The 24236-nt window shown below is 61.2% G+C and carries 22 protein-coding genes; 8 read left to right on the forward strand and 14 right to left on the reverse strand.

The genetic code is table 11. The features are described 5' to 3' along the window. Positions 1-278: 278 nt before the first annotated feature. Positions 279-494: a 30S ribosomal protein S21 gene (rpsU, locus tag HX875_RS11210; RefSeq protein WP_002551877.1), complete on the reverse strand. Its 216-nt coding sequence runs from the start codon at positions 492-494 to the stop codon at positions 279-281. Positions 495-697: 203 nt separating this feature from the next. Between rpsU and tsaD the strand changes: the two genes are divergently transcribed. Then, the gene (gene tsaD, locus HX875_RS11215; RefSeq protein ID WP_010167287.1) at positions 698-1723 is read left to right on the forward strand and encodes a tRNA (adenosine(37)-N6)-threonylcarbamoyltransferase complex transferase subunit TsaD; all 1026 of its coding nucleotides are present in this window, start codon (positions 698-700) and stop codon (positions 1721-1723) included. A gap of 33 nt (positions 1724-1756) precedes the next feature. Here tsaD and plsY read toward each other — a convergent pair whose 3' ends face one another. After that, complete coding sequence (plsY, locus tag HX875_RS11220; RefSeq protein ID WP_177043244.1) at positions 1757-2326, reverse strand: glycerol-3-phosphate 1-O-acyltransferase PlsY; 570 nt, start codon at positions 2324-2326, stop codon at positions 1757-1759. 74 nt (positions 2327-2400) lie between these two features. Here plsY and folB point away from each other — a divergent pair, with 74 nt between their 5' ends. Together folB and folK are read left to right on the forward strand one after the other, a co-directional pair. After that, entirely contained in the window at positions 2401-2754 is a 354-nt protein-coding gene (gene folB, locus HX875_RS11225; protein ID WP_177043245.1) for a dihydroneopterin aldolase, read from the forward strand. Then, positions 2745-3263, forward strand: coding sequence for a 2-amino-4-hydroxy-6-hydroxymethyldihydropteridine diphosphokinase (gene folK, locus HX875_RS11230; protein WP_177043246.1), 519 nt, complete (start codon positions 2745-2747; stop codon positions 3261-3263). The genes folB and folK overlap by 10 nt, the downstream gene beginning before the upstream one ends. On the opposite strand, the gene HX875_RS11235 is transcribed toward folK, so the two are convergent. The 11 genes from HX875_RS11235 to HX875_RS11285 form a co-directional block, all read right to left on the reverse strand. Beyond that, positions 3233-4468: a multifunctional CCA addition/repair protein gene (locus HX875_RS11235; RefSeq protein ID WP_177043247.1), complete on the reverse strand. Its 1236-nt coding sequence runs from the start codon at positions 4466-4468 to the stop codon at positions 3233-3235. The genes folK and HX875_RS11235 overlap by 31 nt on opposite strands. A 63-nt stretch (positions 4469-4531) precedes the next feature. Then, on the reverse strand, positions 4532-6094 hold the full coding sequence (locus tag HX875_RS11240; RefSeq protein WP_177043248.1) for a SpoVR family protein: 1563 nt from the start codon (positions 6092-6094) through the stop codon (positions 4532-4534). Further along, positions 6091-7362, reverse strand: coding sequence for a YeaH/YhbH family protein (locus HX875_RS11245; protein ID WP_003211000.1), 1272 nt, complete (start codon positions 7360-7362; stop codon positions 6091-6093). The genes HX875_RS11240 and HX875_RS11245 overlap by 4 nt, the downstream gene beginning before the upstream one ends. 126 nt (positions 7363-7488) lie before the next feature. Next, positions 7489-9411, reverse strand: a complete 1923-nt coding sequence (locus tag HX875_RS11250) for a PrkA family serine protein kinase (RefSeq protein ID WP_003210999.1) — start codon at positions 9409-9411, stop codon at positions 7489-7491. Between the two features lie 285 nt (positions 9412-9696). Next, positions 9697-10026, reverse strand: coding sequence for a thiosulfate sulfurtransferase GlpE (gene glpE, locus HX875_RS11255; RefSeq protein WP_088423358.1), 330 nt, complete (start codon positions 10024-10026; stop codon positions 9697-9699). Positions 10027-10059: 33 nt separating this feature from the next. Continuing rightward, complete coding sequence (locus HX875_RS11260) at positions 10060-10911, reverse strand: symmetrical bis(5'-nucleosyl)-tetraphosphatase (protein ID WP_177043249.1); 852 nt, start codon at positions 10909-10911, stop codon at positions 10060-10062. Next, positions 10911-11291 carry a Co2+/Mg2+ efflux protein ApaG gene (apaG, locus tag HX875_RS11265; RefSeq protein WP_003210996.1) on the reverse strand — a complete coding sequence of 127 codons (381 nt, stop codon included), beginning with the start codon at positions 11289-11291 and terminating at the stop codon, positions 10911-10913. Before apaG ends, HX875_RS11260 begins: the two co-directional genes overlap by 1 nt. 107 nt (positions 11292-11398) lie before the next feature. Further along, complete coding sequence (gene rsmA / locus HX875_RS11270) at positions 11399-12211, reverse strand: 16S rRNA (adenine(1518)-N(6)/adenine(1519)-N(6))-dimethyltransferase RsmA (protein ID WP_169386994.1); 813 nt, start codon at positions 12209-12211, stop codon at positions 11399-11401. Then, entirely contained in the window at positions 12208-13197 is a 990-nt protein-coding gene (gene pdxA, locus HX875_RS11275) for a 4-hydroxythreonine-4-phosphate dehydrogenase PdxA (RefSeq protein WP_177043250.1), read from the reverse strand. The genes rsmA and pdxA overlap by 4 nt, the downstream gene beginning before the upstream one ends. Then, complete coding sequence (locus tag HX875_RS11280) at positions 13194-14531, reverse strand: peptidylprolyl isomerase (protein ID WP_371132015.1); 1338 nt, start codon at positions 14529-14531, stop codon at positions 13194-13196. The genes pdxA and HX875_RS11280 overlap by 4 nt, the downstream gene beginning before the upstream one ends. Further along, positions 14512-17322: an LPS-assembly protein LptD gene (locus HX875_RS11285; RefSeq protein ID WP_177043252.1), complete on the reverse strand. Its 2811-nt coding sequence runs from the start codon at positions 17320-17322 to the stop codon at positions 14512-14514. Before HX875_RS11285 ends, HX875_RS11280 begins: the two co-directional genes overlap by 20 nt. A gap of 130 nt (positions 17323-17452) precedes the next feature. Between HX875_RS11285 and HX875_RS11290 the strand changes: the two genes are divergently transcribed. The 3 genes from HX875_RS11290 to HX875_RS11300 are packed head-to-tail and all read left to right on the forward strand — an operon-like array spanning position 17453 to position 19912. Then, a complete protein-coding gene (locus HX875_RS11290; RefSeq protein ID WP_177043253.1) occupies positions 17453-18472 on the forward strand; it encodes an aminoglycoside phosphotransferase family protein in 1020 nt (339 codons plus the stop codon). Then, on the forward strand, positions 18469-19143 hold the full coding sequence (gene murU / locus HX875_RS11295; RefSeq protein ID WP_177043254.1) for an N-acetylmuramate alpha-1-phosphate uridylyltransferase MurU: 675 nt from the start codon (positions 18469-18471) through the stop codon (positions 19141-19143). Before HX875_RS11290 ends, murU begins: the two co-directional genes overlap by 4 nt. Before the next feature lies 1 nt (position 19144). After that, positions 19145-19912: a TerB family tellurite resistance protein gene (locus tag HX875_RS11300; protein WP_177043255.1), complete on the forward strand. Its 768-nt coding sequence runs from the start codon at positions 19145-19147 to the stop codon at positions 19910-19912. Positions 19913-20030: 118 nt separating this feature from the next. Here HX875_RS11300 and HX875_RS11305 read toward each other — a convergent pair whose 3' ends face one another. Next, entirely contained in the window at positions 20031-21005 is a 975-nt protein-coding gene (locus HX875_RS11305; protein ID WP_177043256.1) for an alpha/beta hydrolase family protein, read from the reverse strand. Positions 21006-21082: 77 nt separating this feature from the next. Between HX875_RS11305 and HX875_RS11310 the strand changes: the two genes are divergently transcribed. After that, on the forward strand, positions 21083-23470 hold the full coding sequence (locus tag HX875_RS11310; RefSeq protein ID WP_177043257.1) for a PAS domain-containing sensor histidine kinase: 2388 nt from the start codon (positions 21083-21085) through the stop codon (positions 23468-23470). Between the two features lie 25 nt (positions 23471-23495). After that, positions 23496-24125 (forward strand): response regulator, encoded by a 630-nt coding sequence (locus tag HX875_RS11315; protein WP_003210977.1) that lies wholly within the window; start codon positions 23496-23498, stop codon positions 24123-24125. Positions 24126-24236: the final 111 nt, after the last annotated feature.

The raw sequence follows: 24236 nt of genomic DNA on the forward strand, positions 1-24236 counted from the left end.
GAGTCCGGTCTTGGCCATGTGGGGGCCTCGGAAGCTCGTCTGTGGGCGCAGCCGACCTGTTGATCGTCTGTTGAAAAATAAGTGTGCTCGTCAGTAGCCTTGTTAGGCTCGTCAGAAGAGACGTGCACCGCTGGCAAAAGAGCCAGTCCTGACGTGTGAAGCGGTTCGTTTCAGTCGCGTGTGCGGCGTCAACGGTGAAGCATCAAGCGATATCCGCAAATGCCAACAGCCCGGCTGAGGGCCGGGCTTGGCAGAAGCTTGCTACGAACGTCTGTGTATTAGTACAGACGAACGGCGCGGCGCTGCTCGCGCTGAACTTTCTTGGCGTGACGCTTAACAGCGGCTGCTGCTTTGCGCTTACGCTCAGAAGTTGGCTTCTCGTAAAATTCGCGGCTACGAACTTCAGCCAGAACACCGGCTTTTTCGCAGGAGCGCTTGAAACGACGCAGAGCTACGTCGAAGGGTTCGTTCTCTTTTACTTTGACGGCTGGCATCCAGAGCTACCTTCTTTCATTACCGGGAATCAACGTTCTCGTCGCAAAAAATTCGCGGCTGAGGTCGTCGGTTTTTAAGGGTTGCGGATGTTAACCCCTCATTGCCCGGAATGCAAAGCCTCTGATCGAAAACCGCTAGTCGGGAGGGGGAGCGGCGACTATTATGCGCGCCTTCGAATTCAGCCTCTACAAGGCGCAAACCCATGCTAGTTCTGGGATTAGAAACCTCGTGCGACGAAACCGGTGTCGCACTTTACGACAGTGAACGCGGGCTTTTGGCCGACGCACTGTTCAGTCAGATCGACCTGCATCGCGCCTATGGTGGCGTGGTGCCGGAGCTGGCCAGCCGTGATCATGTCAAACGCATGCTGCCTTTGATTCGCCAGGTGCTGGACGAGGCTGGCTGCGTGCCGACCGAGATCGACGCCATTGCCTACACCGCGGGCCCCGGATTGGTCGGAGCCCTGCTGGTTGGGGCCTCTTGCGCCCAGGCGCTGGCCTTTGCCTGGGGCATTCCGGCCCTCGGCGTGCACCACATGGAAGGCCATTTACTGGCGCCGATGCTGGAAGAAAACCCGCCACAGTTCCCGTTCGTCGCTTTGTTGGTTTCAGGTGGCCATACGCAGCTGGTTCAGGTCGATGGAATCGGTCAATACACGCTTCTGGGCGAAAGCCTGGACGATGCGGCCGGTGAAGCTTTTGACAAGACTGCGAAGATGATGGGCCTCAATTATCCAGGCGGCCCGGAAATCGCGCGGCTGGCGGAAAAAGGCATCCCGGGACGCTACACCTTCCCGCGCCCGATGTGCGATCGCCCTGGCCTGATGTTCAGCTTCAGCGGCCTGAAAACCTCTGCCCTGAACACCTGGCAGCAGAGCGTCAGCGCCGGAGACGACAGTGAGCAAGCCCGTTGCGACATCTCGCTGGCGTTCCAGCAGGCCGTGGTGGAGACTTTGACCATCAAGTGCAAGCGTGCCCTGAAGCAGGCGGGTATGAAGCGCCTGGTGATCGCCGGCGGCGTCAGCGCCAACAAGGCATTGCGCAGCTCACTGGAGAAAATGCTCGGCGACATGAAGGGCGATGTGTTTTATGCCCGTCCCGAATTCTGCACCGATAACGGCGCGATGATCGCCTATGCCGGCTGCCAGCGTTTGCAGGCCGGTCAGCATGAGAGCCTGGCCATCAGCGTGCAGGCACGTTGGCCGATGGAGCAACTGCCGCCGCTGTAATCGGCGAACGTGAGCCAGGTTCAGCGAGCGTATTTAAAAATGCCGTTCGCGCCCGGCAAACAGGTCGCGTAAATTGCCCCGGTGGCGCCAGACGATCAGCAGCGTAAGCACGCTCATCGGCACCAGCGCCGCCGGCTCCTGCCAGGCCAGCAATGGCAGGGTCAGGGGTGTGGCGATCAGTGCGGCCAGTGAGCTGGTGCGGGTCAGGTAGAACGTCAGCAGCCAGGCCAGGAGGGCCAGCAGCGCCGCCGGTGGGTAGATCCCCAGCAGCATGCCGGCTGCCGTCGCGACGCCCTTGCCGCCGCGAAAGCGGAAGTACAGCGGAAACAGATGGCCGAGCACGGCGCAGACGCCGATCCAGGCTTGCTGTTGCAGCGAAAGCCCGGCCAGGTCGGCGATCAGCACCGGCAGCAGGCCCTTGCAGACGTCGCCGAACAGCGTCAGTACGGCGAGTTTCTTGCCGGCCAGGCGCAACATATTGGTGGCGCCGGCATTGCCTGAGCCACTCATTCGCGGGTCGGGATTTCCCGTCAAGCGGCTGAGCAAAATGGCGAAGGACAGCGAGCCGAGCAGGTAGGCGAGAGTCGCCAGTAACCAAAACATGCTAACTATTCCGGGCGAGGACGCCCTGATTCTAACGGGGCATCGCGCCCTTGTCGTGCAGCGGAGAAGAGTGCTTGGACAGAGTGTTTATCGAAGGCCTGGAAGTCGACACCGTGATCGGGGCCTACGACTGGGAGCGCGGTATCCGGCAATGCCTGCGTCTGGACCTGAGCTTCGCCTGGGACAACCGCCCGGCCGCGGCCGGTGACGACCTGACCCTGGCTCTGGATTACGCCAGCGTGTCTGCCCGCATCCAGGTCTTTGCCGAGCAGGCACAATTCCAGCTGGTGGAAACCTTCGCCGAGCGCTTGGCCGAAGTATTGATGAGTGAATTCCAGATTCCCTGGCTGCACCTCAAACTGACCAAGCCCGGCGCCGTTCCGGCGGCCAAGGGCGTGGGCGTGGAGATCGAGCGCGGATGTCGCTAACTCAGGTTTACCTTGGTCTTGGCAGCAATATCGAGCGTGAGGCGCATTTGTGCGCCGGCCTTGATGCGCTCGCGGGTTTCCTGACGGATATGCACTGTTCGCCGGTGTTTGAAAGCCAGCCTGTGGGCATCAAGAGCGGGCCATTCTTCAATCTGGTGGTGTCGGCCTATACCGACCTGCCGTTGATGGAGCTGGACCGCCGACTGAAGTTCATCGAGGCCGACAATGGCCGCTACGCCCCGGATCGCAAGGGTTTGCCGCTGGACATCGACGTGCTGCTGTACGGCGAGCTGGTGGGTAACTTCGACGGGCTGGTCCTGCCCCGGGCCGAAATCCTGAAGAACGCGTTTGTGCTGTGGCCGCTGTCGTTGATGGCGCCGGAGCGTGTGCACCCCGAGGCGGGCAAGACATTTGCCGCGCTGTGGCGGGATGCACACATTGATCAGGTACTGGCGCCCGTTGCGTTCCAGTGGCGAGATCAGTCGCTGACGCCGGATTCGCTCTTATAGGCTTTCAACGCCTTGAGCCGTTCGCGTTTGAGCGCTTCACCCAATTCAGGGCCTTTGAAGCCTTGTTCCAGTAGCGGCGCGACGGCCACACCTCTGGCCGCCAGCGCTGCGCCGCGCAAATAATCCGCCTGTGGATAACTTCGCTGCTCAAGGCCCTTGCGGCCGCGGGCGTCCATCTCGCACGCCACCACAAACTCCTCGAAACGCTGCGGACGACGGTAAACGTCAAAGCTTTGCAGCAACTCCAGCAAGGTCGAGGGCCTCAGCTCCAGTGCGCGATGACCGTGGGTGTGGTATTCGCCCACCAGCAGCGCCAGTTCCTGGCAATCCCTTGGCACCTTGAAGCGCTCGTTCACCGCCTTGATCAGCTTCAAGCCGCGATGCTCATGGGCGATGTGCTGGGGTAACTTATCCACAGGCGTGAGGCCCTTGCCCAGGTCGTGCAGCAGGCAGGCCCAGCGCACGGTCAGCGGTTGGGCATGTAGGGCAGCCTGTTCCAGCACGCTCAGGGTGTGCACGCCGGTATCAATCTCGGGGTGGTGAGCTTCGGGCTGCGGTACGCCAAACAGGGCATCGATCTCCGGCATCAGGGTTTTCAGGGCGCCGCAATCGCGCAGTACCTGGATAAACACCTGTGGCTGATTTTCCATCAGGGCGCGGGAAATTTCCTTCCAGCTGCGCTCGGGTGTGAGGGCTTCCAGTTCGCCGGAGTTGCTGAGGTCGCGCATCAACTCGAGGGTTTCCGGTGCGACGGTGAAACCAAGGCTGGCGTAGCGTGCGGCGAAGCGTGCAACGCGCAGCACCCTGAGCGGATCTTCGGCAAACGCCGGTGAAACGTGACGCAGAACGCGCGCTTTCAGATCGCGCTGGCCGTGGTAAGGATCGGTCAGGTTGCCGTCATCATCTTCGGCCATGGCGTTGATGGTCAGGTCACGGCGGATCAGGTCTTCTTCCAGGGTGACTTCGGGGCTGGCGTGAAATACAAAGCCGCCATAACCCCGGCCGCTCTTGCGCTCTGTGCGGGCGAGGGCGTATTCGTCGCCGTTCTTTGGATCGAGGAACACGGGAAAGTCCGAGCCCACAGGCTTGTAGCCCAGGGCGAGCATTTCCTCAGTGGTAGCGCCAACTACGACGCGATCAATATCGGTAACGGGGATGCCCAGCAGGCGATCTCGTACCGCGCCACCGACTTTGTAGATTTGCATGAAAAAGCCTCCATTAGCGGCACAGGATAACGCCTGCGGCCCGCCAATGGAGGCTTTGCGATTTCACAGATGCACGACGGCCAGGTCGAGGCGACCGTAGTCGTTGTCGCTGTGTTCGTTGCGGGGCGGAACATGGTGGGTTTTCATCACCTGGTCGCCCTGCAGCGTTTCCAGGTGGATATCGAACCCCCAGAGCCGGTGCAGGTGCTTGAGAACCTCGTCAGTGGACTCTCCCAAGGGTTTGCGGTCGTGCTGCTGGTGGCGCAGGGTCAGCGAGCGATCGCCGCGTACGTCGATGCTGTAGATCTGCACGTTGGGTTCGCGGTTGCCCAGGTTGTACTGCGCCGCCAGGGTTTCGCGGATGGTGCGGTAACCTGGTTCGTCATGGATCGCTGGCACCAACAGGTCGTCCTTGAGGTCGTCGTCCATGATGCTGAACAGCTTGAGGTCACGAATCACCTGGGGCGACAGGTACTGCAGGATGAAGCTCTCATCCTTGAAGCTGCTCATGGCGAACTTGATGGTCGACAGCCAATCGCTGCCGGCAATGTCCGGGAACCAGCGGCGGTCTTCTTCGGTAGGGTGCTCGCACATGCGTCGGATATCCCGGTACATGGCAAAGCCCAGGGCGTACGGGTTGATGCCGCTGTAGTAAGGACTGTCGAAGCCCGGCTGGAAGACCACGCTGGTGTGGGACGTCAGGAACTCCATCATGAAGCCATCTGTAACCAAGCCTTCGTCGTACAGGTCGTTCATCAGGGTGTAGTGCCAGAACGTGGCCCAGCCCTCGTTCATCACCTGGGTCTGGCGTTGCGGGTAGAAATACTGGGCAATCTTGCGCACGATCCGCACGATTTCCCGCTGCCAGGGCTCCAGCAATGGCGCGTGTTTTTCGAGGAAGTACAGGATGTTTTCCTGAGGTTCGGCGGGGAAGCGCGCATTGTCCTTATCGCTGTTCTTGCCTGCGCGTTTGGGAATGGTGCGCCACAGGTCGTTGATCTGCTTTTGCAGATGCTCTTCACGATCCTTCTGGCGCAGGCGTTCTTCTTCGGCGGAGATCGGATAAGGGCGTTTGTAGCGGTCGACGCCGTAGTTCATCAGGGCATGGCAGGAGTCCAGCAGGTCTTCCACCGCATCGATGCCGTGGCGCTCCTCGCACTGCATGATGTACTGCTTGGCGAAGACCAGGTAATCGATGATCGAGCTGGCATCGGTCCAGGTGCGGAACAGGTAGTTACCCTTGAAGAAGCTGTTATGCCCGTAGCACGCGTGGGCCACCACCAGCGCCTGCATGCAGATGGTGTTTTCTTCCATCAGGTAGGCGATGCACGGATCGGAGTTGATGACGATTTCGTAGGCCAGGCCCATCTGGCCGCGGGTGTAGGACTTTTCGGTGCTGAGGAAGTGTTTGCCGTAGGACCAGTGGTGATAGCCCAGGGGCATACCCACGGACGCATAGGCGTCCATCATCTGTTCGGCCGTGATCACTTCGATCTGGTTGGGGTAGGTGTCCAGGGCATAACCCGCCGCGATGCGGCTGATTTCCCGGTCATAGGCCTGGATCAGTTCGAAGGTCCATTCGGACCCCGTGGATATGGGTTGGCGCTTATGCTCTTTGGCGGTCATGTCACTAACCTGCGCTGGAAGAGTTCACGGAAGACCGGATAGATATCGCCGGCCGAGACCAATTGTTGCTGGGCGAAGGTGTCAGCGAAGGCTTCGCTGATGCGCTCGTACTCAAACCACAGCGCCTGGTGTTCGCGCGGGGTGATTTCGACGTAGGTGTAGTACTGCACGAAGGGCATGATCTGGTTGATCAGGATGTCGCGGCAGATGGGTGAGTCGTCGTTCCAGTTGTCGCCGTCGGAGGCCTGGGCGGCGTAGATATTCCACTCGTTCGCCGGATAGCGCTCCGCCATGATTTCCTGCATCAGCTTCAAGGCGCTGGAAACGATGGTGCCGCCGGTTTCCCGCGAGTAGAAGAATTCTTCTTCATCGACTTCCCGGGCGCTGGTGTGGTGGCGGATGAAGACCACGTCGATCTTGTCGTAGTTACGCTTGAGGAACAGGTACAGCAGGATGAAGAAGCGCTTGGCGATGTCCTTCGTCGCCTGGGTCATGGAGCCGGACACGTCCATCAGGCAGAACATCACCGCCTTGGAACTGGGATTGGGTTGCTTGACCAGCAGGTTGTACTTCAGGTCGAAGGTGTCGAGAAACGGTACGCGATGAATCCGCGCGCTGAGTTTGGCGATTTCGGCCTCGATTTCCTGAATATCGCCGAAGTTGTCCGGCTCTTCGCGTTTCAGGCGTTCCAGTTCGGCCTTGGCGTCCCGCAGTTTTGCCCGGCTGCTGCCAGACAATGCGATTCGCCGCGCATGGGCCGAACGCAGGGTGCGGATGATGTTGATCCGTGACGGGTTGCCCTCGTTGCTGATCCCGGCGCGCACGGTCTTGAAGGTGTCGGTACCGGTCAGGTTGCGTTTGACCAGATTGGGCAGCTCCAGGTCTTCGAACATGAACTCCAGGAACTCTTCCTGGGTGATCTGGAACACAAACTCGTCCATGCCTTCGCCGGAGTTGCCGGCCTTGCCCGGGCCTTTGCCGCCCGCGCCGCCTTGGGGGCGCTGAATATGTTCGCCGCTGGTGAATTCCTTGTTGCCGGGGTGCACGACCGTCTGTTTGCCGCCCCGGCCGTGGTGCAGCACCGGTTCATCGATGTCACGGCCGGGAATGCTGATCTGTTCGCCATGCTCCATGTCGGTGATGGAACGGCGGCTGACGGCCTCTTCGACGGCCTTTTTGATGTGGTCACGGTAACGCCGCAGGAAACGCTGGCGGTTTACCGTGCTCTTGTTCTTGCCATTGAGACGTCGGTCGATCACATAGCTCATGTGGGAGCCCTCCGGGCAGCTTCAAGTTACAAGCTTCAAGCGGCAAGCTGGAAGCTTAAAGACAAGCGGTCGATTGCCAGGCTGTCCGGCGTACCGGGAGCCTGGCACTTCACGCTTGTCGCTGCCTTACTGCGATTTCCGGACCCGCAGGTACCACTCGGAGAGCAGCCGTACCTGTTTGTCGGTGTAGCCACGCTCGACCATTCGTGTGACGAAGTCGTTGTGTTTTTGCTGATCCTCCTTGCTGGCCTTGGCGTTGAAGCTGATGACCGGCAGCAGATCCTCGGTGTTGGAGAACATTTTCTTCTCGATGACGACCCGCAGCTTCTCGTAGCTGAGCCAGGTAGGGTTCTTGCCGTTGTTGTTGGCCCGGGCGCGCAGCACGAAGTTGACGATTTCGTTGCGGAAATCCTTCGGATTGCTGATGCCGGCGGGTTTTTCGATCTTTTCCAGTTCCTCGTTGAGGGCTACGCGGTTGAGGATTTCGCCGGTTTCCGGGTCGCGGTATTCCTGGTCCTGGATCCAGAAGTCTGCATAAAGCACGTAGCGGTCGAAAATGTTCTGGCCGTATTCGCTGTAGGACTCCAGGTACGCCGTCTGGATTTCCTTGCCGATGAACTCGATATAGCGCGGTGCCAGGTATTCCTTGAGGAATCGCAGGTAGCGCTCGCGGGTTTCGGCCTGGAATTGTTCCTGTTCGATCTGCTGTTCCAGCACGTAGAGCAGGTGCACCGGGTTGGCGGCGATTTCGTGGGGGTCGAAGTTGAAGACCTTGGACAGGATCTTGAACGCGAAACGTGTCGACAGGCCGTTCATACCCTCATCCACGCCCGCCGTGTCGCGGTATTCCTGGATCGACTTGGCTTTTGGATCGGTGTCCTTGAGGTTTTCGCCGTCGTACACACGCATCTTGGAGTAGATGTTGGAGTTCTCCGGCTCCTTGAGGCGCGACAGGACGGTGAACTGGGCCAGCATCTTCAGGGTGTCAGGCGCGCAGTGGGCCTTGGCCAGGGAGCTGTTGAACAGCAGTTTGTCGTAAATCTTGATTTCATCGCTGACCCGCAGGCAGTACGGCACCTTGACGATGTAGATCCGGTCGATGAAGGCTTCGTTGTTCTTGTTGTTGCGGAAGGTGTGCCACTCCGATTCGTTGGAGTGGGCCAGCAGGATCCCGGTAAACGGAATCGCCCCCAGGCCTTCGGTGCTGTTGTAGTTGCCTTCCTGGGTTGCCGTGAGCAGTGGGTGCAGCACTTTGATCGGTGCCTTGAACATCTCCACGAACTCCATCAGGCCCTGGTTGGCCCGGCACAGCGCGCCCGAGTAGCTGTAGGCGTCGGCGTCGTTCTGCGGGAATTCTTCGAGTTTGCGGATATCGACCTTGCCCACCAGCGCCGAGATGTCCTGGTTGTTCTCGTCACCCGGTTCGGTCTTGGCCACGGCAATCTGGTTGAGGATCGACGGATACAGCTTCACCACCCGGAACTGGCTGATGTCGCCGCCGAACTCGGCCAGGCGCTTGGTCGCCCAGGGCGACATGATGGTGTTGAGGTAGCGCCGTGGAATGCCGAAGTCTTCTTCGAGGATCGCGCCATCTTCCGTGGCGTTGAACAGCCCCAGGGGCGACTCGAACACCGGCGAGCCCTTGATGGCGTAGAACGGCACCTTCTCGATCAGCTGTTTGAGCTTCTCGGCCAGGGACGACTTGCCGCCGCCGACGGGACCGAGCAGGTAGAGGATTTGCTTCTTCTCTTCCAGGCCTTGGGCGGCATGGCGGAAGTACGAGACGATCTGGTCGATGCATTCTTCCATGCCGTGGAAGTCTTCAAAGGCCGGGTAGCGGCGGATCACCTTGTTCGAGAAAATCCGCGACAGTCGCGAATTGGCTGCGGTGTCTACCAACTCCGGCTCGCCGATCGCCAGTAGCAGGCGTTCAGCGGCAGACGCGTAGGCGCTGCGGTCCTTTTTGCACAGTTCGAGATACTCCTGAAGCGAGAGCTCTTCCTGGCGGGTGGACTCGAAGCGTTGTTGGAAGTGGCTAAAAATACTCATGACGTCGTCACCTCGCTCGATACGTGGAGCCGACGCCGGATCAATCAGTCGATGCTGGCAGTCATTGGTGGACACCAATGGCCGTTTTCCCCCCAGAACACCCTGAAACGCTACCGATGACCCGCACGCCGGTGTACCGGCTCTCCCCTGTTTTGGATGGCCTGCGCTTAAGGATAGTTCGGAATCAGGGAGGTCAAGGCGCGATACGAAATTAGTTTGGCCGCGCCGTTCGTCAGAAACGGCGCGAGGCCAAGCGTCACGCGGGATAGAGGGGTTTGAAAAAAATTATTGCGCGTCGCCTGCGGCAATTTCTGCAGGATAGGTCGTACGCCACAGCTCAAAGCCGCCGTCCAGGCTATAGACGTCGGAGAAGCCCTGGCTCACCAGATAGGCCGCCGCGCTTTGGCTGGAGTTGCCGTGGTAGCACGCCACGATCACCGGCGCGTCGAGGTCGGCGGCGCGGATGAAGTCAGCGATGTTGTGGTTGTCCAGATGCTGGGCGCCACTGATGTGGCCGGCGATGTAGGTCGGCTGGTCGCGAATGTCGACAACCACTGCGCCTTGTTCGCGCAGGGCCTGGGCTTGTTCTGGAGGAATACGTTTGAATTCAGTCATGGCGGGCTCCTTTGGCCTGTATGAAAGCGCGGCTCAGCGCTTTGCCGCGGCCTGCAGTTGTTCGGGAATGGGGGCTTCGCACTGGCAGCTCATACGCTCGCCGGTGTCGATGTTCATCAGTGTCATGGCGCCGCCCCACACGCAGCCGGTGTCGAGGGCGAACACGCCGGGTTCATCACATTTGCCTTCCAGGGCTGCCCAGTGACCGAAGATGATCTTCGTGTCACGGGTCTTGCGCTCCTTGTGGGCGAACCAGGGTTTGTAGCCGGGCAGGGCGGTTTCGGCGCCTTCCTTGCTCTTGAGGTCCAGCTTGCCTTCGGCGGTGCAGAAGCGCATGCGGGTGAAGTAGTTGGTGATCACCCGCAGGCGGGCGACCCCAGTGAGTTCGTTGTCCCACTTCACGGGATCGTTGCCGTACATGCCATCCAGATAAGCAGTGTAGAGGTTGTCATCGGCCAGGGCGGCCTCGACTTCACTCGCGCACTTGAGCGCCTTCTTCAGCGTCCACTGGGGTGGAATGCCGGCATGCACCAGCGCGATGTCGCGGCTTTCATCATAGTGCATGATTTTTTGCCGGCGCAGCCAGTCAAGCAACTCGGTACGGTCGGGCGCTTCGAGGATTTCCCGCAGGGTGTCGCCCTTTTTCAGGCGCTCGATGTTATGGCCGGCCGCCAGCAGGTGCAGGTCATGGTTGCCCAGCACACACACCAGGGAATCGCGCATGCCATAAAGGAAGCGCAGGGTTTCCAGGGATTGCGGGCCACGGTTGACCAGGTCGCCCACCAGCCACAGGCGATCCTTGGCCGGGTCGAAGGCCACACGCTCGAGCAGGCACTTGAGCGGTTCCAGGCAGCCTTGCAGGTCGCCGACGGCGTACGTCGTCATCAGTGCAGGGCTCCGGGCACCGCGAGGCGGAACGGGGCGATGATGGCGTCGAAGTGTTTACCATCGTCGGCGAGCATCTGGTAGCTGCCTTGCATGTTGCCCACGCGGGAGGTCATGACCGTGCCACTGCTGTAGGTGTGGCTCTTGCCGGGGGCGATCAGCGGCTGTTGGCCAACCACGCCGGCGCCGCGCACTTCCTCGACCTGGCCGTCACCGTCGGTGATGACCCAGTGGCGCGACAGCAGCTTGGCAGGCAGTTCACCGTTGTTTTGCACGGTAATGGTGTAGGCGAACGCAAAACGGTTCTGCTCGGGTTGCGATTGTTCCGCCAGAAAGCGGGTGACGACGCTGACGTCGATCTGATAGCGAGGATCGGACATGCAAGAGGCCTTAAAAGCAAAAGCGGGGGAACAGCGGATGCCGGTCAGTCTAGGCCAACTGATGGGCACTAGGCCAGACATGCTGTCTGGCCGTGCCCGACTCTGCTTTATTCAGCCGCAGGCGCTGGCTGAATGGCGAGCTGATCAGCCAGGCGCACGAAGGCGGCCAGGTCCAGTTGCTCGGGGCGCAGGCTGCCGTCGACGCCGGCGGCTTCGATTTCGGCGTTGCTGAGCAAGGCCTTGAGCGTATTGCGCAGGGTCTTGCGGCGTTGGTTGAACGCTTCACGCACCACGCGCTCCAGCAATTTGTGATCTTTGGCCGGGTGTGGCAACACTGCGTGAGGCACCAGGCGCACGATGGCGGAGTCGACCTTCGGCGGTGGGTTGAACGCGCCCGGGCCGACGTTGAACAGGTGCTCTACGCGGCAGTGGTACTGAACCATGATCGACAGGCGACCCCAGTCACCGCCGCCAGGACCGGCTGCCAAACGCTCGACCACTTCCTTTTGCAGCATGAAGTGCATGTCGCGGATGATGCCGGCGTTGTTCAGCAGGTGAAAAATCAGCGGGGTGGAGATGTTGTACGGCAGGTTGCCGACCACACGCAGGCTGTTGGGCGCGGCGTTGAGGCTGTTGAAGTCGAACTTCAGTGCATCGCCCTGGTGCAGGTTGAAGTTGGGCATGCCGGCGAACTGCTGGTTGAGGATCGGGATCAGGTCCTTGTCCAACTCAACCACGTCCAGCTGCCCGCCACTCTTCAGCAGGCCTTGGGTCAGTGCGCCCTGGCCCGGGCCGATTTCCAGCAGGCGGTCTTCGGGCTTGGCATGGATGGAGCGCAGGATGCGATCGATCACGCCAGCGTCGTGCAGGAAGTTTTGCCCGAAGCGCTTGCGCGCCCGGTGTTGGTAATGCTCGGTCATATACGGGTCTCGGCCATCTGATAGGCGGTTTCCAGGGCCACGTGCAGGCTGCCGGTATCGATCTTGCCGCTGCCGGCGAGGTCCAGGGCGGTGCCATGGTCGACGGAAGTGCGGATGATCGGCAGGCCCAGTGTCACGTTGACTGCGGCGCCGAAGCCTTTGTACTTCAGCACGGGCAGCCCCTGGTCATGGTACATCGCCAGCACTGCATCGCAGTGCTCCAGATATTTGGGGGTAAACAGAGTGTCGGCAGGCAATGGGCCGCGCAGGTCCATGCCCTCAAGGCGCAGACGCTCCAGGGTTGGTTCAATGATGTCGATTTCTTCATGGCCCAGGTGGCCACCTTCACCGGCGTGGGGGTTTAGCCCGCAGACCAGGATTCGTGGTTGGGCGATGCCGAATTTTTGTTGCAGGTCGGCGTACAGGATGCGCGTGACGCGCTCCAGGCGCTCGGGGGTGATGGCGTCGGCAATCTCCCGCAGGGGCAGGTGAGTGGTCACCAGCGCCACTCGCAGGTCGCCCGTTGCCAGCATCATCACTACTTGTTCGGTGTGGGTCAGCTCAGCCAGGAATTCGGTATGGCCGGAAAAGGCGATCCCCGATTCGTTGATCACGCCCTTGTGCACGGGGGCGGTGATCATTCCGGCGAAATCCCCGTCGATGCAGCCTTGGCCGGCCCGGGTCAGGGTTTCCAGAACAAAGGCGGCATTGGCTTTGTCCAGTTGCCCGGCGACCACCTTGGCCGCCAGCGGGGTATCCCATACGTACAGGCTGTTGGCCGGTGCCGGAAGGTCAGGCCAGTTGCCCGGGCCCACCTGCAGCAGATCGACAACCACACCCAGCTGCGCGGCCCGCTCAATGAGCAGGTCGCGGCTGGTAATGGCAATCAGGGGGTGTGGCTGGGGTTGCGAGGCGAGCAGCAGGCACAGGTCAGGACCAATGCCGGCCGGCTCGCCGGGTGTCAACGCGAAACGCTTGGGTTTCACTGAGGTGCCTGGTCGGTGCCTGTTTGGTCGGCGCCTGGCAGCTTGTTCTCTACGTAGGCTTCGTCACGGATCTGACGCAACCAGGTTTGCAGCTCTTCGTCGTATTTGCGGTTACGCAGTACGGTGAGGGCTTGTTGCTCGCGGGCCTGGGCAGTGTTGTCAGTGGCACGGCGGCCAAGGACTTCCAGCACGTGCCAGCCGTATTGGGTCTTGAATGGCTTGGACAGTACGCCTTGCGGGGTCTTGGCCATCACGTCCTGGAACTCTGGAACCAGTGCTTTCGGATCGATCCAGTTCAGATCGCCGCCGTTAAGCGCCGAGCCCGGGTCTTCGGAATAGCTCTTGGCCAGTTCGCCGAAGTCTTCGCCCGCTTCGATGCGGTCATAGAGCTTCTGGGCCAGTTCCTTGGTCTGTGCTTCGGTACGGATCTCGCTTGGCTTGACCAGAATGTGACGAACGTGAACTTCGTCCTTCATCTGGGCTTCTTCGCCGCCGCGCTTGCCGAGCAACTTGAGGATGATGAAGCCGCCAGGGGTACGGGCAGGCTGGGTGATGCCGCCCACTTCCATGGCGCTCAGCTCGCGGTCGAACGGTGGTGGCAGTTGCGCGGCTTTACGCCAGCCCATGTCACCGCCTTCGAGGGCGTTGTCGCTGCCGGACTGGGCAATGGCCATCTGGGCAAAGTCAGCGCCTTGCTTGAGACGGTCATAGATAGCCTGGGTTTTCGCCGCCGCAGCATTCAGCTGTTCAGCGTTGGCGCTGTCTGGCGTAGGGATCAGGATGTTGGCCAGGTGCAGTTCTTCGGAAAGCTGCATCTTGCCAAGGTCGGAGGCCAGGAAGTTCTTCACTTCCTGCTCGGACACCTGAACCCGTTCGGCCACGCGGCGCTGACGCACACGGCTGATGATCATTTCGCGGCGGATCTGGTCACGGGCGTCCTCATAGGACAGGCCGTCGTGAGCCAGTGCGGCGCGGAACTGATCAACACTCATGTTGTTGCGCTGGGCGATGGTGCCGACAGCCTGGTTCAATTCTTCGTCGCTGATCCGGATACCGGAGCGATCGCCGATCTGCAGTTGCAGGTTTTCAACGATCAGGCGCTCGAGCACCTGCTGGTCCAGCACGCTGGTCGGCGGCACGCCGCCCCCACGCTTGGCGATGGTTTGCTGAACTTCCTTGACCCGTTGGTCCAGTTGGCTCTGCATGATCACGTCGTTATCGACGATGGCCACTACCTTGTCCAGCGGTTGGACCGCCGCGTGAGCAGCGGCAGTACCCAGGAACAGCGCGCCCAGCATCAGCGGGCGCAGACAATCAGAAAGCTTGGTCTTCACGTTCACGATAACCTTCAATGCCTTTGTCGAGGAAGCTCTCTACCTTGGCGCCGGTCAGGCCGCCGAGTCCTTTAAGGACGATCTGGAAGAAGAGCCCGTGGTCACCCTTTTCGTTCAGCGGGGCGATCTGGCTGTATTCGTCGTTGGAAACCCAGTAACGGTTGATGACGCGCAGTTTCCAGCAGCAGTTGTCGTACTCGAAACCACCGAAGGCTTCCAGGGTACGGTTACGGGCATAGTCATACTGCCAGCGGGTGATCAGGTTCCACTGGGGAACGATCGGCCACATCATCGAGAAGTCGTGTTGCTGGATTTTGTAGTAATCCTTCACGAAGTTCGGTTGACCTTCGGTGCCGTAGTCGCCACCGAACTGCCATTTGCCGGTCAACTGGTTGTACACGACCTGGTCGTTGCGATAGCGATAGCCAACGTTGATAACCTTGTTCGGGTTGTCTTCCGGCTGGTAGTGGAACATTGCGCTGCCGGAGCGTGGGCTGTGGGTGGTGGTGTCCCAGTTGTAGTCGGCGGTGGCGCGCCAATCGCGGTTGAAACGGAACGAGTAGTCCAGGGCGATTGGGGAGACATTTTCGTGCGCGTCGTCGCGGGTCGCTGCGTCGATGCCTGGCAATTGAACTTCGCGGTCCTTGAAGTACACAGCCTGGCCGATGCTGACACGTTGACGTTCAAAGCCGTTGTCTTGAATCCAACGGCTTGTCAGGCCAAAGGACAGCTTGTTTTCATCGCCGATGCGGTCGCCGCCCACGAAGCGGTTATCGCGGAATAGCGAGGCGTAGTTGAACGTGGTTTCGCCAGAGTCGAATACCGGAATGTCTTCCTGGTTCTTATATGGAACGTAGAGGTAGAACATGCGCGGTTCGAGGGTTTGACGATAGTTGTCACCGAACAGCTGGGTGTTGCGGTCGAAATACAGGCCGGTGTCCAAGCTGGCAATGGGTATCGCACGGTCCTGCGAGCTTTTGAATGTGCCGCCCACATAAGGGTTGGCTGCAGTTGCCGCGGCTTGCGCTGCAACAATCTGGTCCTTACCCGTGCTATCCAGATCAAGATCGTATTTGGTGTAAACGTACTTCAACTTCGGCGTAACAAAACCGTAGGTCCAGTTCATCGGGTATTCGACGGCTGGCGCAGCAGTCAGGCGGTCACCGTTTGCACGGGTCAGACCTGTTACGTAAGTGTCCAGGCGAGGCGACACCAGGCCGTTTTCATCGGTAAAGGTGCCTTTCTCAAGATCCCGATCAAAGCGTACTGCCTCGGTCTCGTAAGTGAAGTTCAACCCACCTGGATGGTACGGCAGCGCACCATTGAAGGTGATCTGCGGCAGCCGGTCGTACGGAGTGATCTGGGAGATCGTCGCCAACTGGTAAGCCTGCAGGTTCAGCCGCGCCTGGTAGGTATCGCCACGATAGGTCACGGAACCCTGCTGGTTCACGTAGTCCTGGCTCTTGATCCCTTCCTGATAGGACTTCAAGTCCTGGAAGTAATAAGGATCGCTGATATTGGTGTAGTCGACCTGGGTCAGTACACGCGTATCCAGCCCACCCTTGTGCTGCCAGTTGAGCATGTAGCGGGTTTTTTCGTAATCGGTCTGGCCTTTACGCTCGCTGCTGTCGTCGTTCAGGTACGCGCCGCCGAACTGTCCTTCGCTGGACTTGGTGAGGTAGCGGAATTCGCCTTCCATCAACAGGCCGCGCTTGGTCATGTATTGCGGATACAACGTGGCATCGTAGTTCGGCGCCAGGTTGAAGTAGTACGGCGTAACCAGCGTAAAGCCCGTCTCGCCACCGGTGCTGAAGCTCGGCGGCAGGAAGCCGGATTGACGACGGTTGTCGATCGGGAAATAGATGTACGGGGTGTAAAGGATCGGAATGTCCTTCACGCGCAACGTCACGTTGGTCGCGGTACCGAAACCGGTGGCCGGGTTGAGCGTGATGTTGTTGCCCTTGAGCTGCCAGGCGTTGCTGTTCGGCTCACAGGTGGTGTACGTACCGTCCTTGAGACGGATGATCGCGTTCTCGGCACGCTTGGCGTACAGCGCGTTGCCGCGGATGCGCGATTTGTGCATCACGTATTCGGCGTTGTCGACCTTGGCCGCGCCGGTGTCCAACTGGACTTCAGCGTGGTCGCCCACCAGCAGGGCGCCGTTGTCGCGCAGACGGACGTTGCCGTTCAGCTCGCCACGGTTCTCGGCCTGGTACAGGTTGGCCTCGTCGGCCTCGACCTGCATGCTGCCCTGGCGCATGACGACGTCACCGGCCAGGGAGGCGATCTGTTGATCCTGCTCGTAACGAGAGGCTTTGGCACCGATGAAGGTCGGCGCGTCGCTCTTGTTCGTCTTGTCGTTCATGCCAGGACGAATCGGCTCGATGTACGCGCCGGAGCAATACGGGCCGGTCTCGGCCAGTTGCGCAGCGGTGAGCTTCTCGCGTGGGACCCAGTCCAGATGGCTGTAGTCGGCGCTGCGCGAACGCAGGCCCCGGCCCTTGGCTTCGGTGACCAGCGTGGTCTGTGGCACGGCCTCGGCAGTACCGCCGGACTCGCCTTGCGGCGTGCCATTGGCGGAGGTGACGGCACTGCCGTCATGCACCGGGCGCGGTGGCAACGGGGCTGCGGCCGTCTTCGGCGCGCAATCCCAGGCACCCGAAGCAGAGACTGAGCAGTCATACTGTTCCGCGGCGACCACGAATGAGGTGGCGAAAGGTTGCATGGCCAGCAGACTGCCGGTTACCAGCAACGGAAATTTTCTACGAAACGCGGGGGATTTCAATGCCATCTTATTAGTCCGGGCTTCCTGCGTGCCATCTGCCCGCGGTGTGGGCCGCACGCCTCTCGATGGTCTGAAAAAGATGCGTGATAATAAAGCATGACCCGCTTGACGGCTAGCGCCGTCGGAGACCCTTGTAATGCCCGACCAAGATCTACGTTTGCAACAGCTGCAAGTCTGGCTTGATGAGCAATTGCCTCGCCTTTTTACCGCCCAGGGCTGGGGCGTCGTACCCCCGGCCACGTTGACTGCGGCCAGCAGTGACGCGAGTTTCAGGCGTTACTTCCGTTGGGAGGGAGGAGGTCGCAGTTTCGTCGTAATGGACGCTCCACCCCCCCAGGAAAACTGCAAACCTTTCGTCGATATCGCTCATTTGCTCGAACAATCGGGAATAAATGTTCCGAAAATTTATGCGCAAGATCTGCTTCGCGGCTTTCTTTTGCTGAACGACCTGGGGAAAAAAACCTATCTGGACGTAATTGACGAGCAAAATGCCGATCAATTGTTCGCCGATGCCATCGACGCATTGCTGGCTTTTCAGCAATTGCCGATGGAAGCGCCGTTGCCCAGCTATGACGTCGCTCTGTTACGTCGCGAGCTGGAATTGTTTCCGCAATGGTACGTGAGCCGGGAGCTGGGCATCGAGTTCGACGCCCGGCAACTTGCCCTGTGGCAGCGCGTCAGCGAGCACCTGATCGACAGCGCCCTGGCCCAGCCCAAGGTGTTGGTGCACCGCGACTACATGCCGCGCAACCTGATGATCAGCGAGCCGAACCCCGGCGTGCTGGATTTCCAGGATGCGGTCTACGGCCCGGTGACCTACGACATCACCTGCCTGTTCAAGGATGCGTTCCTCAGTTGGCCCAAGGCCCGCGTACGGGAATGGCAGCGCGGTTACTGGCAGCGTGCCGGCGCGTTGGGTATTCCGGTGCAGGTGGACTTCGAAGAATTCCTGCGGGCCAGCGACCTGATGGGCGTGCAGCGCCATCTCAAGGTGATCGGCATTTTCGCGCGCATCTGCCATCGAGATGGCAAGCCACGCTACCTGGCCGACGTGCCGCGCTTCTTTGCTTATATAGAGGCGGTGCTCGCAGACCGGCCAGAGTTGAGCGAACTGGGTGAGTTGCTGGCAAGCCTGCGTATCGAGGCGGCCGTATGAAAGCCATGATCCTGGCCGCCGGCAAAGGTGAGCGGATGCGTCCGCTGACCCTGCACACACCCAAGCCGCTGATCCAGGCTGGCGGCAAGCGCCTGATCGAATATCACCTTGAGGCGCTGGCGAAAGCCGGCTTCACCGATATCGTCATCAACCATGCCTGGCTCGGCCAGCAGATCGAAGGCTACCTGGGCGACGGCTCCCAGTATGGCGTCCGCATCCAGTACTCGGCCGAAGGCGAGCCGCTGGAAACCGGCGGCGGGATTTTCAAGGCGTTGCCGCTGCTGGGGGACGAACCGTTCCTGGTGGTCAATGGCGATATCTGGACCGACTACGACTTCGCCAGCCTTGATCGGCCGTTGAACGGCCTGGCTCACCTGGTGATGGTGGACAATCCGGCGCATCACCCGTCCGGCGGTGACTTCTACATAAAGGACGGCGCGCTTCATGATGCAGCCCCCGATGCCGATAACCTGACCTTCAGTGGCATTTCCGTGCTCGACCCGAAGTTGTTCGCGGGTTGCAGTGCGGGTGCCTTCAAGCTGGCGCCGCTGTTGCGTGACGCCATGGCCAAAGGGTTGGTGACGGGGGAGCACATGAGCGGACGCTGGATCGATGTCGGGACGGTGGAGCGCCTGGCGCAAGTCGAAACCCTGCTGACAGCGGGGCACTAGGATGTTGTGGCCAGGGACTCTGATCGGAGCCGGGGCGGGCTTTGCCATTGCCAGCATTCCGGGGGCCATGTTGGGCGCGCTGCTGGGCCAGGCGCTTGATCGGCGCCTGGAGCTGCAAAGCTGGGCGCAACTGCGCGAGCGTCTTGGCGGTCGGACGGCGTTGCGCAATGACGAACTGCTGTTCGTGTTGCTTGGCCGCCTGGCCAAGAGCAACGGCCGGGTGGTGGACGGGCATATCCAGCAGGCGCGCCAGGAAATGCGTTCGCTGGACATGGCCGAGCCGGCCCAGCGCCGTGCGATTGCCGCGTTCAATCGCGGCAAGTCCGGCTCGGACCGGGTGCGCAGTTATTTGGGCGTGCTCAAGGCTCAGCCCCATGCGGCGGAAGGTGTGCTGCGTGCCTGTTGGCGCATGGCCTGGGCGGACGGCAAGGCCAGTACGGCCGAGCGCGAGTTGATTGAACAATGGGGCAAGTGGCTGGGTTGGACCGTGCAGCAGATCCAGGCGCTGGCGGCTGACTATGAGCCTGAGCGCAAGCCGCTGGCCAATCGTGGCGGGGCGTATCAGGAGGCGCTGCGGATTCTGGGGGTGACTTCCACCACCGAGCCGTCAGTGATCAAGCGTGCGTACCGCCGCCTGCTCAGCCGGCACCACCCGGACAAGATTGCCGGCAGTGGTGCCAGCCCGGCCCAAGTGCGCGAGGCGACTGAAAGAACCCGGGAGTTGCATAACGCCTATGCGTTGATTCGCGAGCGGCGGGACTTTCGCTAACTGTGGAATCTGGCTTGCCTGCGATGCGGGCAACTCGGTCTCACCGATGCGCCGAGGTGATGCCATCGCAGGCAAGCCAGCTCCCACAGTTGATCTTCATCAGCTTCAAAAGCTGCGCTCAACTCCCGCTGGCCTGTGGGCTCAACCAACCGCGAACCCGCCGGTAAAGTTGCTCCTGTCCGGCGGGGCTGTTGTCGGGGAACGCCTTCAGGGACACCTGCTTGTAGTTGTCATTCTTCAAGCGCTTGCTGGCCTGGGAACGTTCCAGGGCTGTTTTGCGCGCCTGCCCGTCGTCCTGATAGAACAGGTCCGCCGTCGCCAGCTTCAGTTTGGGGGCCAGTTGTTGCAGGTCCGGTTCACGGCCCGCCGGCGTTTGCGCGGCAACCATGACGAATTTCTGCACCTGCGCCGGTTGTTTTTCACTCAGGTAACGTGCCGCCCACCAGGCGCCGGTGCCGTGACCAAGCAACACAATGCTGCGGGCGTTCTGGGTCTGGGCGAAGGCGAGGGCGGCATCAATGCGCGCGAAGATTCGCGAGGCGTCAGTCTTGTCTTGTTCGTCGCTGCCGGGAACCACGGCCGGGTCGGTGCCCTCGGCTTCGGCGCTGGCGGCTTGTTCCACGGGTTTGGCGACAGTGCTGGCGTCTTTGCTGCTGGTGTCCACGGCGGCTTTGGGCGATTCGATGACCCGTGGCGGCAAGGTGTCGAGGGTCAGGTCCGGCAGTGACAAACTGAGAGTGCCCCACGCCGCGTCCGGCAATTTCTGGCGCAATGGCCCGATTGCTTGAGGCCAGTCAGCACTTTCGCCGTTGCCCGGGACGATAATCACCACGCCTTCCGGTTCACCCGTGTTGGCCGGTTTCCACAGGGCGAGGAAAGAGTCGCTGCCCGCCTGCAATTGTTGCTGCTCCTGTTGCGGGATTTGCCGCTCCAGGGCGTTGGCTTCTTCCTGGCTGCGCTCCGGCAAAGGCTGGCGCACCACCGGTTTTTCCGGGGCGGGAGCGGGAGTGTCGGCGGCCTCGACACAAAAGGCGCTGGTAAACAGCAGCGACAGGCACAATGCTGGCAGTGCCGAGCGGTGGAGAAGTGGCATCGTTGATTTCCGGCCAGAAGTGATTCCGGCAGCCTAATGGGTTGGTCAGTATTTGTCAGTGCTATGAGACGTGGATCATGGGTTTTCGCTTCCTGCTGGTTATCGGCTGTTTATGCTTTCCCTTGATCGCGGGCGCGGTGCCTGCGCCTGCTACTCACCCGGCGCAGTTGGATGCCGGCCAGCGTGAATGGCTGGGCCAGCACCCGGACCTGCGGGTCGGCCTGGTGTTGCAGGCGCCTTACGCCCAATACGATCGGCGCTTGCAGCGGCTGTCCGGAGCCAACGTCGAATTGATGCAGTGGCTGGCCAAGGCGCTGAATATCGAGCTGACCTGGCGCAACTTCCCCAATCAGGAGCAACTGGAGGCGGCGGTGCGTGACGGTGAGGTCGACCTCGCTCCCGGCCTGCTGCAAACCCCCGCCGGCTTGCGTTTGTGGCTGTTCTCCGACCCGTACATGCGCGTGCCCCAGCACATCGTCGGTATCCGCGACGGAGGCGCGGCGGTGGACCTGGAAAAGCTCGACGACCAATCCCGCGTCGCCGTGCGCATGCCCAGCGCGGTCGCGGATTACCTGCGCAGCACCTACCCGAGTCTCAACCTGCAGGGCGTGCCCATGGAGCGCCAGGCCCTGCAATTGCTGGTGAGCCAGCAAGCGCGGTATGCGGTGGTGGATGAAGCGCAATTGAGTCGGTTGTCGGGTGAAACCGAGTTCGCTGGCCTCGCCGTGGTGGGCGATATCGGCCTGCCGCAATTGCTGCGGGTGGCGACGCGGCGCGACTGGCCCGAACTGGCCGACATCGTGCAAAGCGCCTTGCGCACGATCCCCGCCCGGGATCTGGACCAACTGCACACACGCTGGCTGCAACCCAAATACCCGCGGGTAACCGAGTCGCCAGGCTTCTGGCAAAACCTCACAGTGCTTCTGGGCCTGCTGTTGCTGGCCAGCCTGGCCGTGGTGTTCTGGCAACGCCGCCAGCAACGCGGCCTGGAGCACAACCTGTTGGCCGCCCGGGAAGAAAGCGCCGCCCGCGCCGCCGGTGCCGAAGCCTTGCGCCTGACCCAGTTCTCCATCGACCAAAGCACCGTCGGCATCCTGTGGGTCAATTGGGACAGCCATGTGCGCTACGCCAACCTCGCGGCAGAAACCATGCTGGGCTACGCCCCCGGCGCTCTGATCGAGCGGCCGCTGATCGAGTTCGACCCGACGCTGACCATGGACCGCTGGCTCAACCTGTGGAAACGCGCCCGGGCCAGCGAAGACGGGCCGCAGAGCTTTGCTACCAATTGCCTGCGCGCCGACGGCAGTGTGTTGCCGGCGGATGTGTCACTGAGTTTCCTGCGGTTTGCCGACGGCGAGTATCTGGTGGTTTACCTCAACGACGTCACTGAGCGGCGCCGGGCGCTCGCGGCCTTGCAGGAAAGTGAAGCGCGCCTGCAAGGGATTGCCGCCAACGTACCGGGGCTGGTGTTTCGCCTGGAGCGCTTGCCGTTAAGCGATGACATCGAGTTCGCCTATATCAGCCAGGGCAGCGAGAGCCTGGTGGGCTACTCCCCGGCCGTCCTCGGTCACCGGGACATGGGCATCCGCAACCTGGTGCATCCCGAGGATCGGGCCAGCTACCACCGCACCCAGGACCAGGCCACTGACACAGAAAGCAACTGGACATGGCAAGGTCGCCTGCTGACGCGTACGGGTGAGCAACGTTGGACCGAGATCAAGGCGGTCAGCCGTCGCCTTGCGGATGGCGTGGTGGTGTGGGACGGGATTGTCTGGGACATCAGCGAGAGCAAGCGCATCGAGCTGGAACTGGACGCCTCCCGCGCGCAACTGCGGGAATTGTCCGCCCACCTGGAAACCGTGCGCGAGGAAGAGAAGGCCCGCATCGCCCGGGAAGTGCACGATGAGCTGGGGCAAATGCTCACCGTGCTCAAGCTGGAAACCTCGATGTGCGAGCTGACCTACGCACAATTGGACCCCGGCCTGCACGAGCGGCTGAACAGCATGAAGCGCCTGATCGCCCAACTGTTCCAACTGGTGCGGGACGTGGCCACGGCCTTGCGCCCGCCGATTCTCGACGCCGGGATTGCCTCGGCCATCGAATGGCAGGCCCGGCGCTTCGAAGCCCGTACCCAGATTCCCTGCCTCGTGCAGGTGCCGGACAACCTGCCGGCCCTGAGCGACGCCAAGGCCATCGGCCTGTTCCGCATCCTGCAGGAGGCGCTGACCAATGTGATGCGCCATGCCCAGGCGCATACTGTCGAACTGACACTGGTGGTGGAGGGCGCGCATCTGCGGCTGACCATCAGCGACGATGGCACCGGTTTCGTCCAGGCCCCCGGGCGTCCGGTGTCGTTTGGCCTGGTAGGCATGCGCGAGCGGGTGCTGATCATGGGCGGGCAATTGAGCCTGGGCAGTGAATTGGGCGAAGGCACCACCCTGAGCGTGACGGTGCCGCTGGATTGATAACCAAAAGAAGAGGACATCCACTGTGATCCGTGTACTGGTAGCCGAAGACCACACCATCGTTCGCGAAGGCATCAAGCAACTGATCGGCCTGGCCAAGGACCTGCTGGTGGTGGGCGAGGCGAGCAATGGCGAGCAATTGCTGGAAACCCTGCGCCATGTGCCCTGCGAAGTGGTGTTGCTGGACATCTCGATGCCCGGCGTCAACGGTCTGGAAGCCATCCCGCGGATTCGTGCGCTGAACAATCCCCCGGCGATCCTGGTGCTGTCGATGCACGATGAAGCGCAAATGGCCGCCCGTGCGCTGAAGGTCGGTGCTGCCGGTTATGCCACCAAGGACAGCGACCCGGCGCTGCTGCTGACGGCGATTCGCAAGGTCGCGGCGGGCGGACGGTACATCGACCCGGACCTGGCAGACCGCATGGTCTTCGAAGTCGGCCTGACCGATTCCCGGCCATTGCACTCGTTGTTGTCGGAGCGCGAGTTCTCGGTATTCGAGCGCCTGGCCCAGGGCGCCAACGTCAACGACATCGCCCAGCAGTTGGCGCTGAGCAGCAAGACCATCAGCACTCACAAAGCGCGCCTGATGCAAAAGCTCAACATCACCTCCCTGGCGGAACTGGTGAAGTACGCGATGGAGCACAAGCTTCTATAGCCGCTTATCCATTTGCGACCACCCGCAAGCCCTGGCAGACCCATTCCTGCCACCTGTAGCGCTCGCACTGTTCTATGCCCGCCATCCGTGTAGGGCGATCCCTACCCCAAA

It is taken from the genome of Pseudomonas yamanorum (assembly GCF_013386765.1).
Taxonomy (GTDB): Bacteria; Pseudomonadota; Gammaproteobacteria; order Pseudomonadales; family Pseudomonadaceae; genus Aquipseudomonas; species Aquipseudomonas yamanorum_A.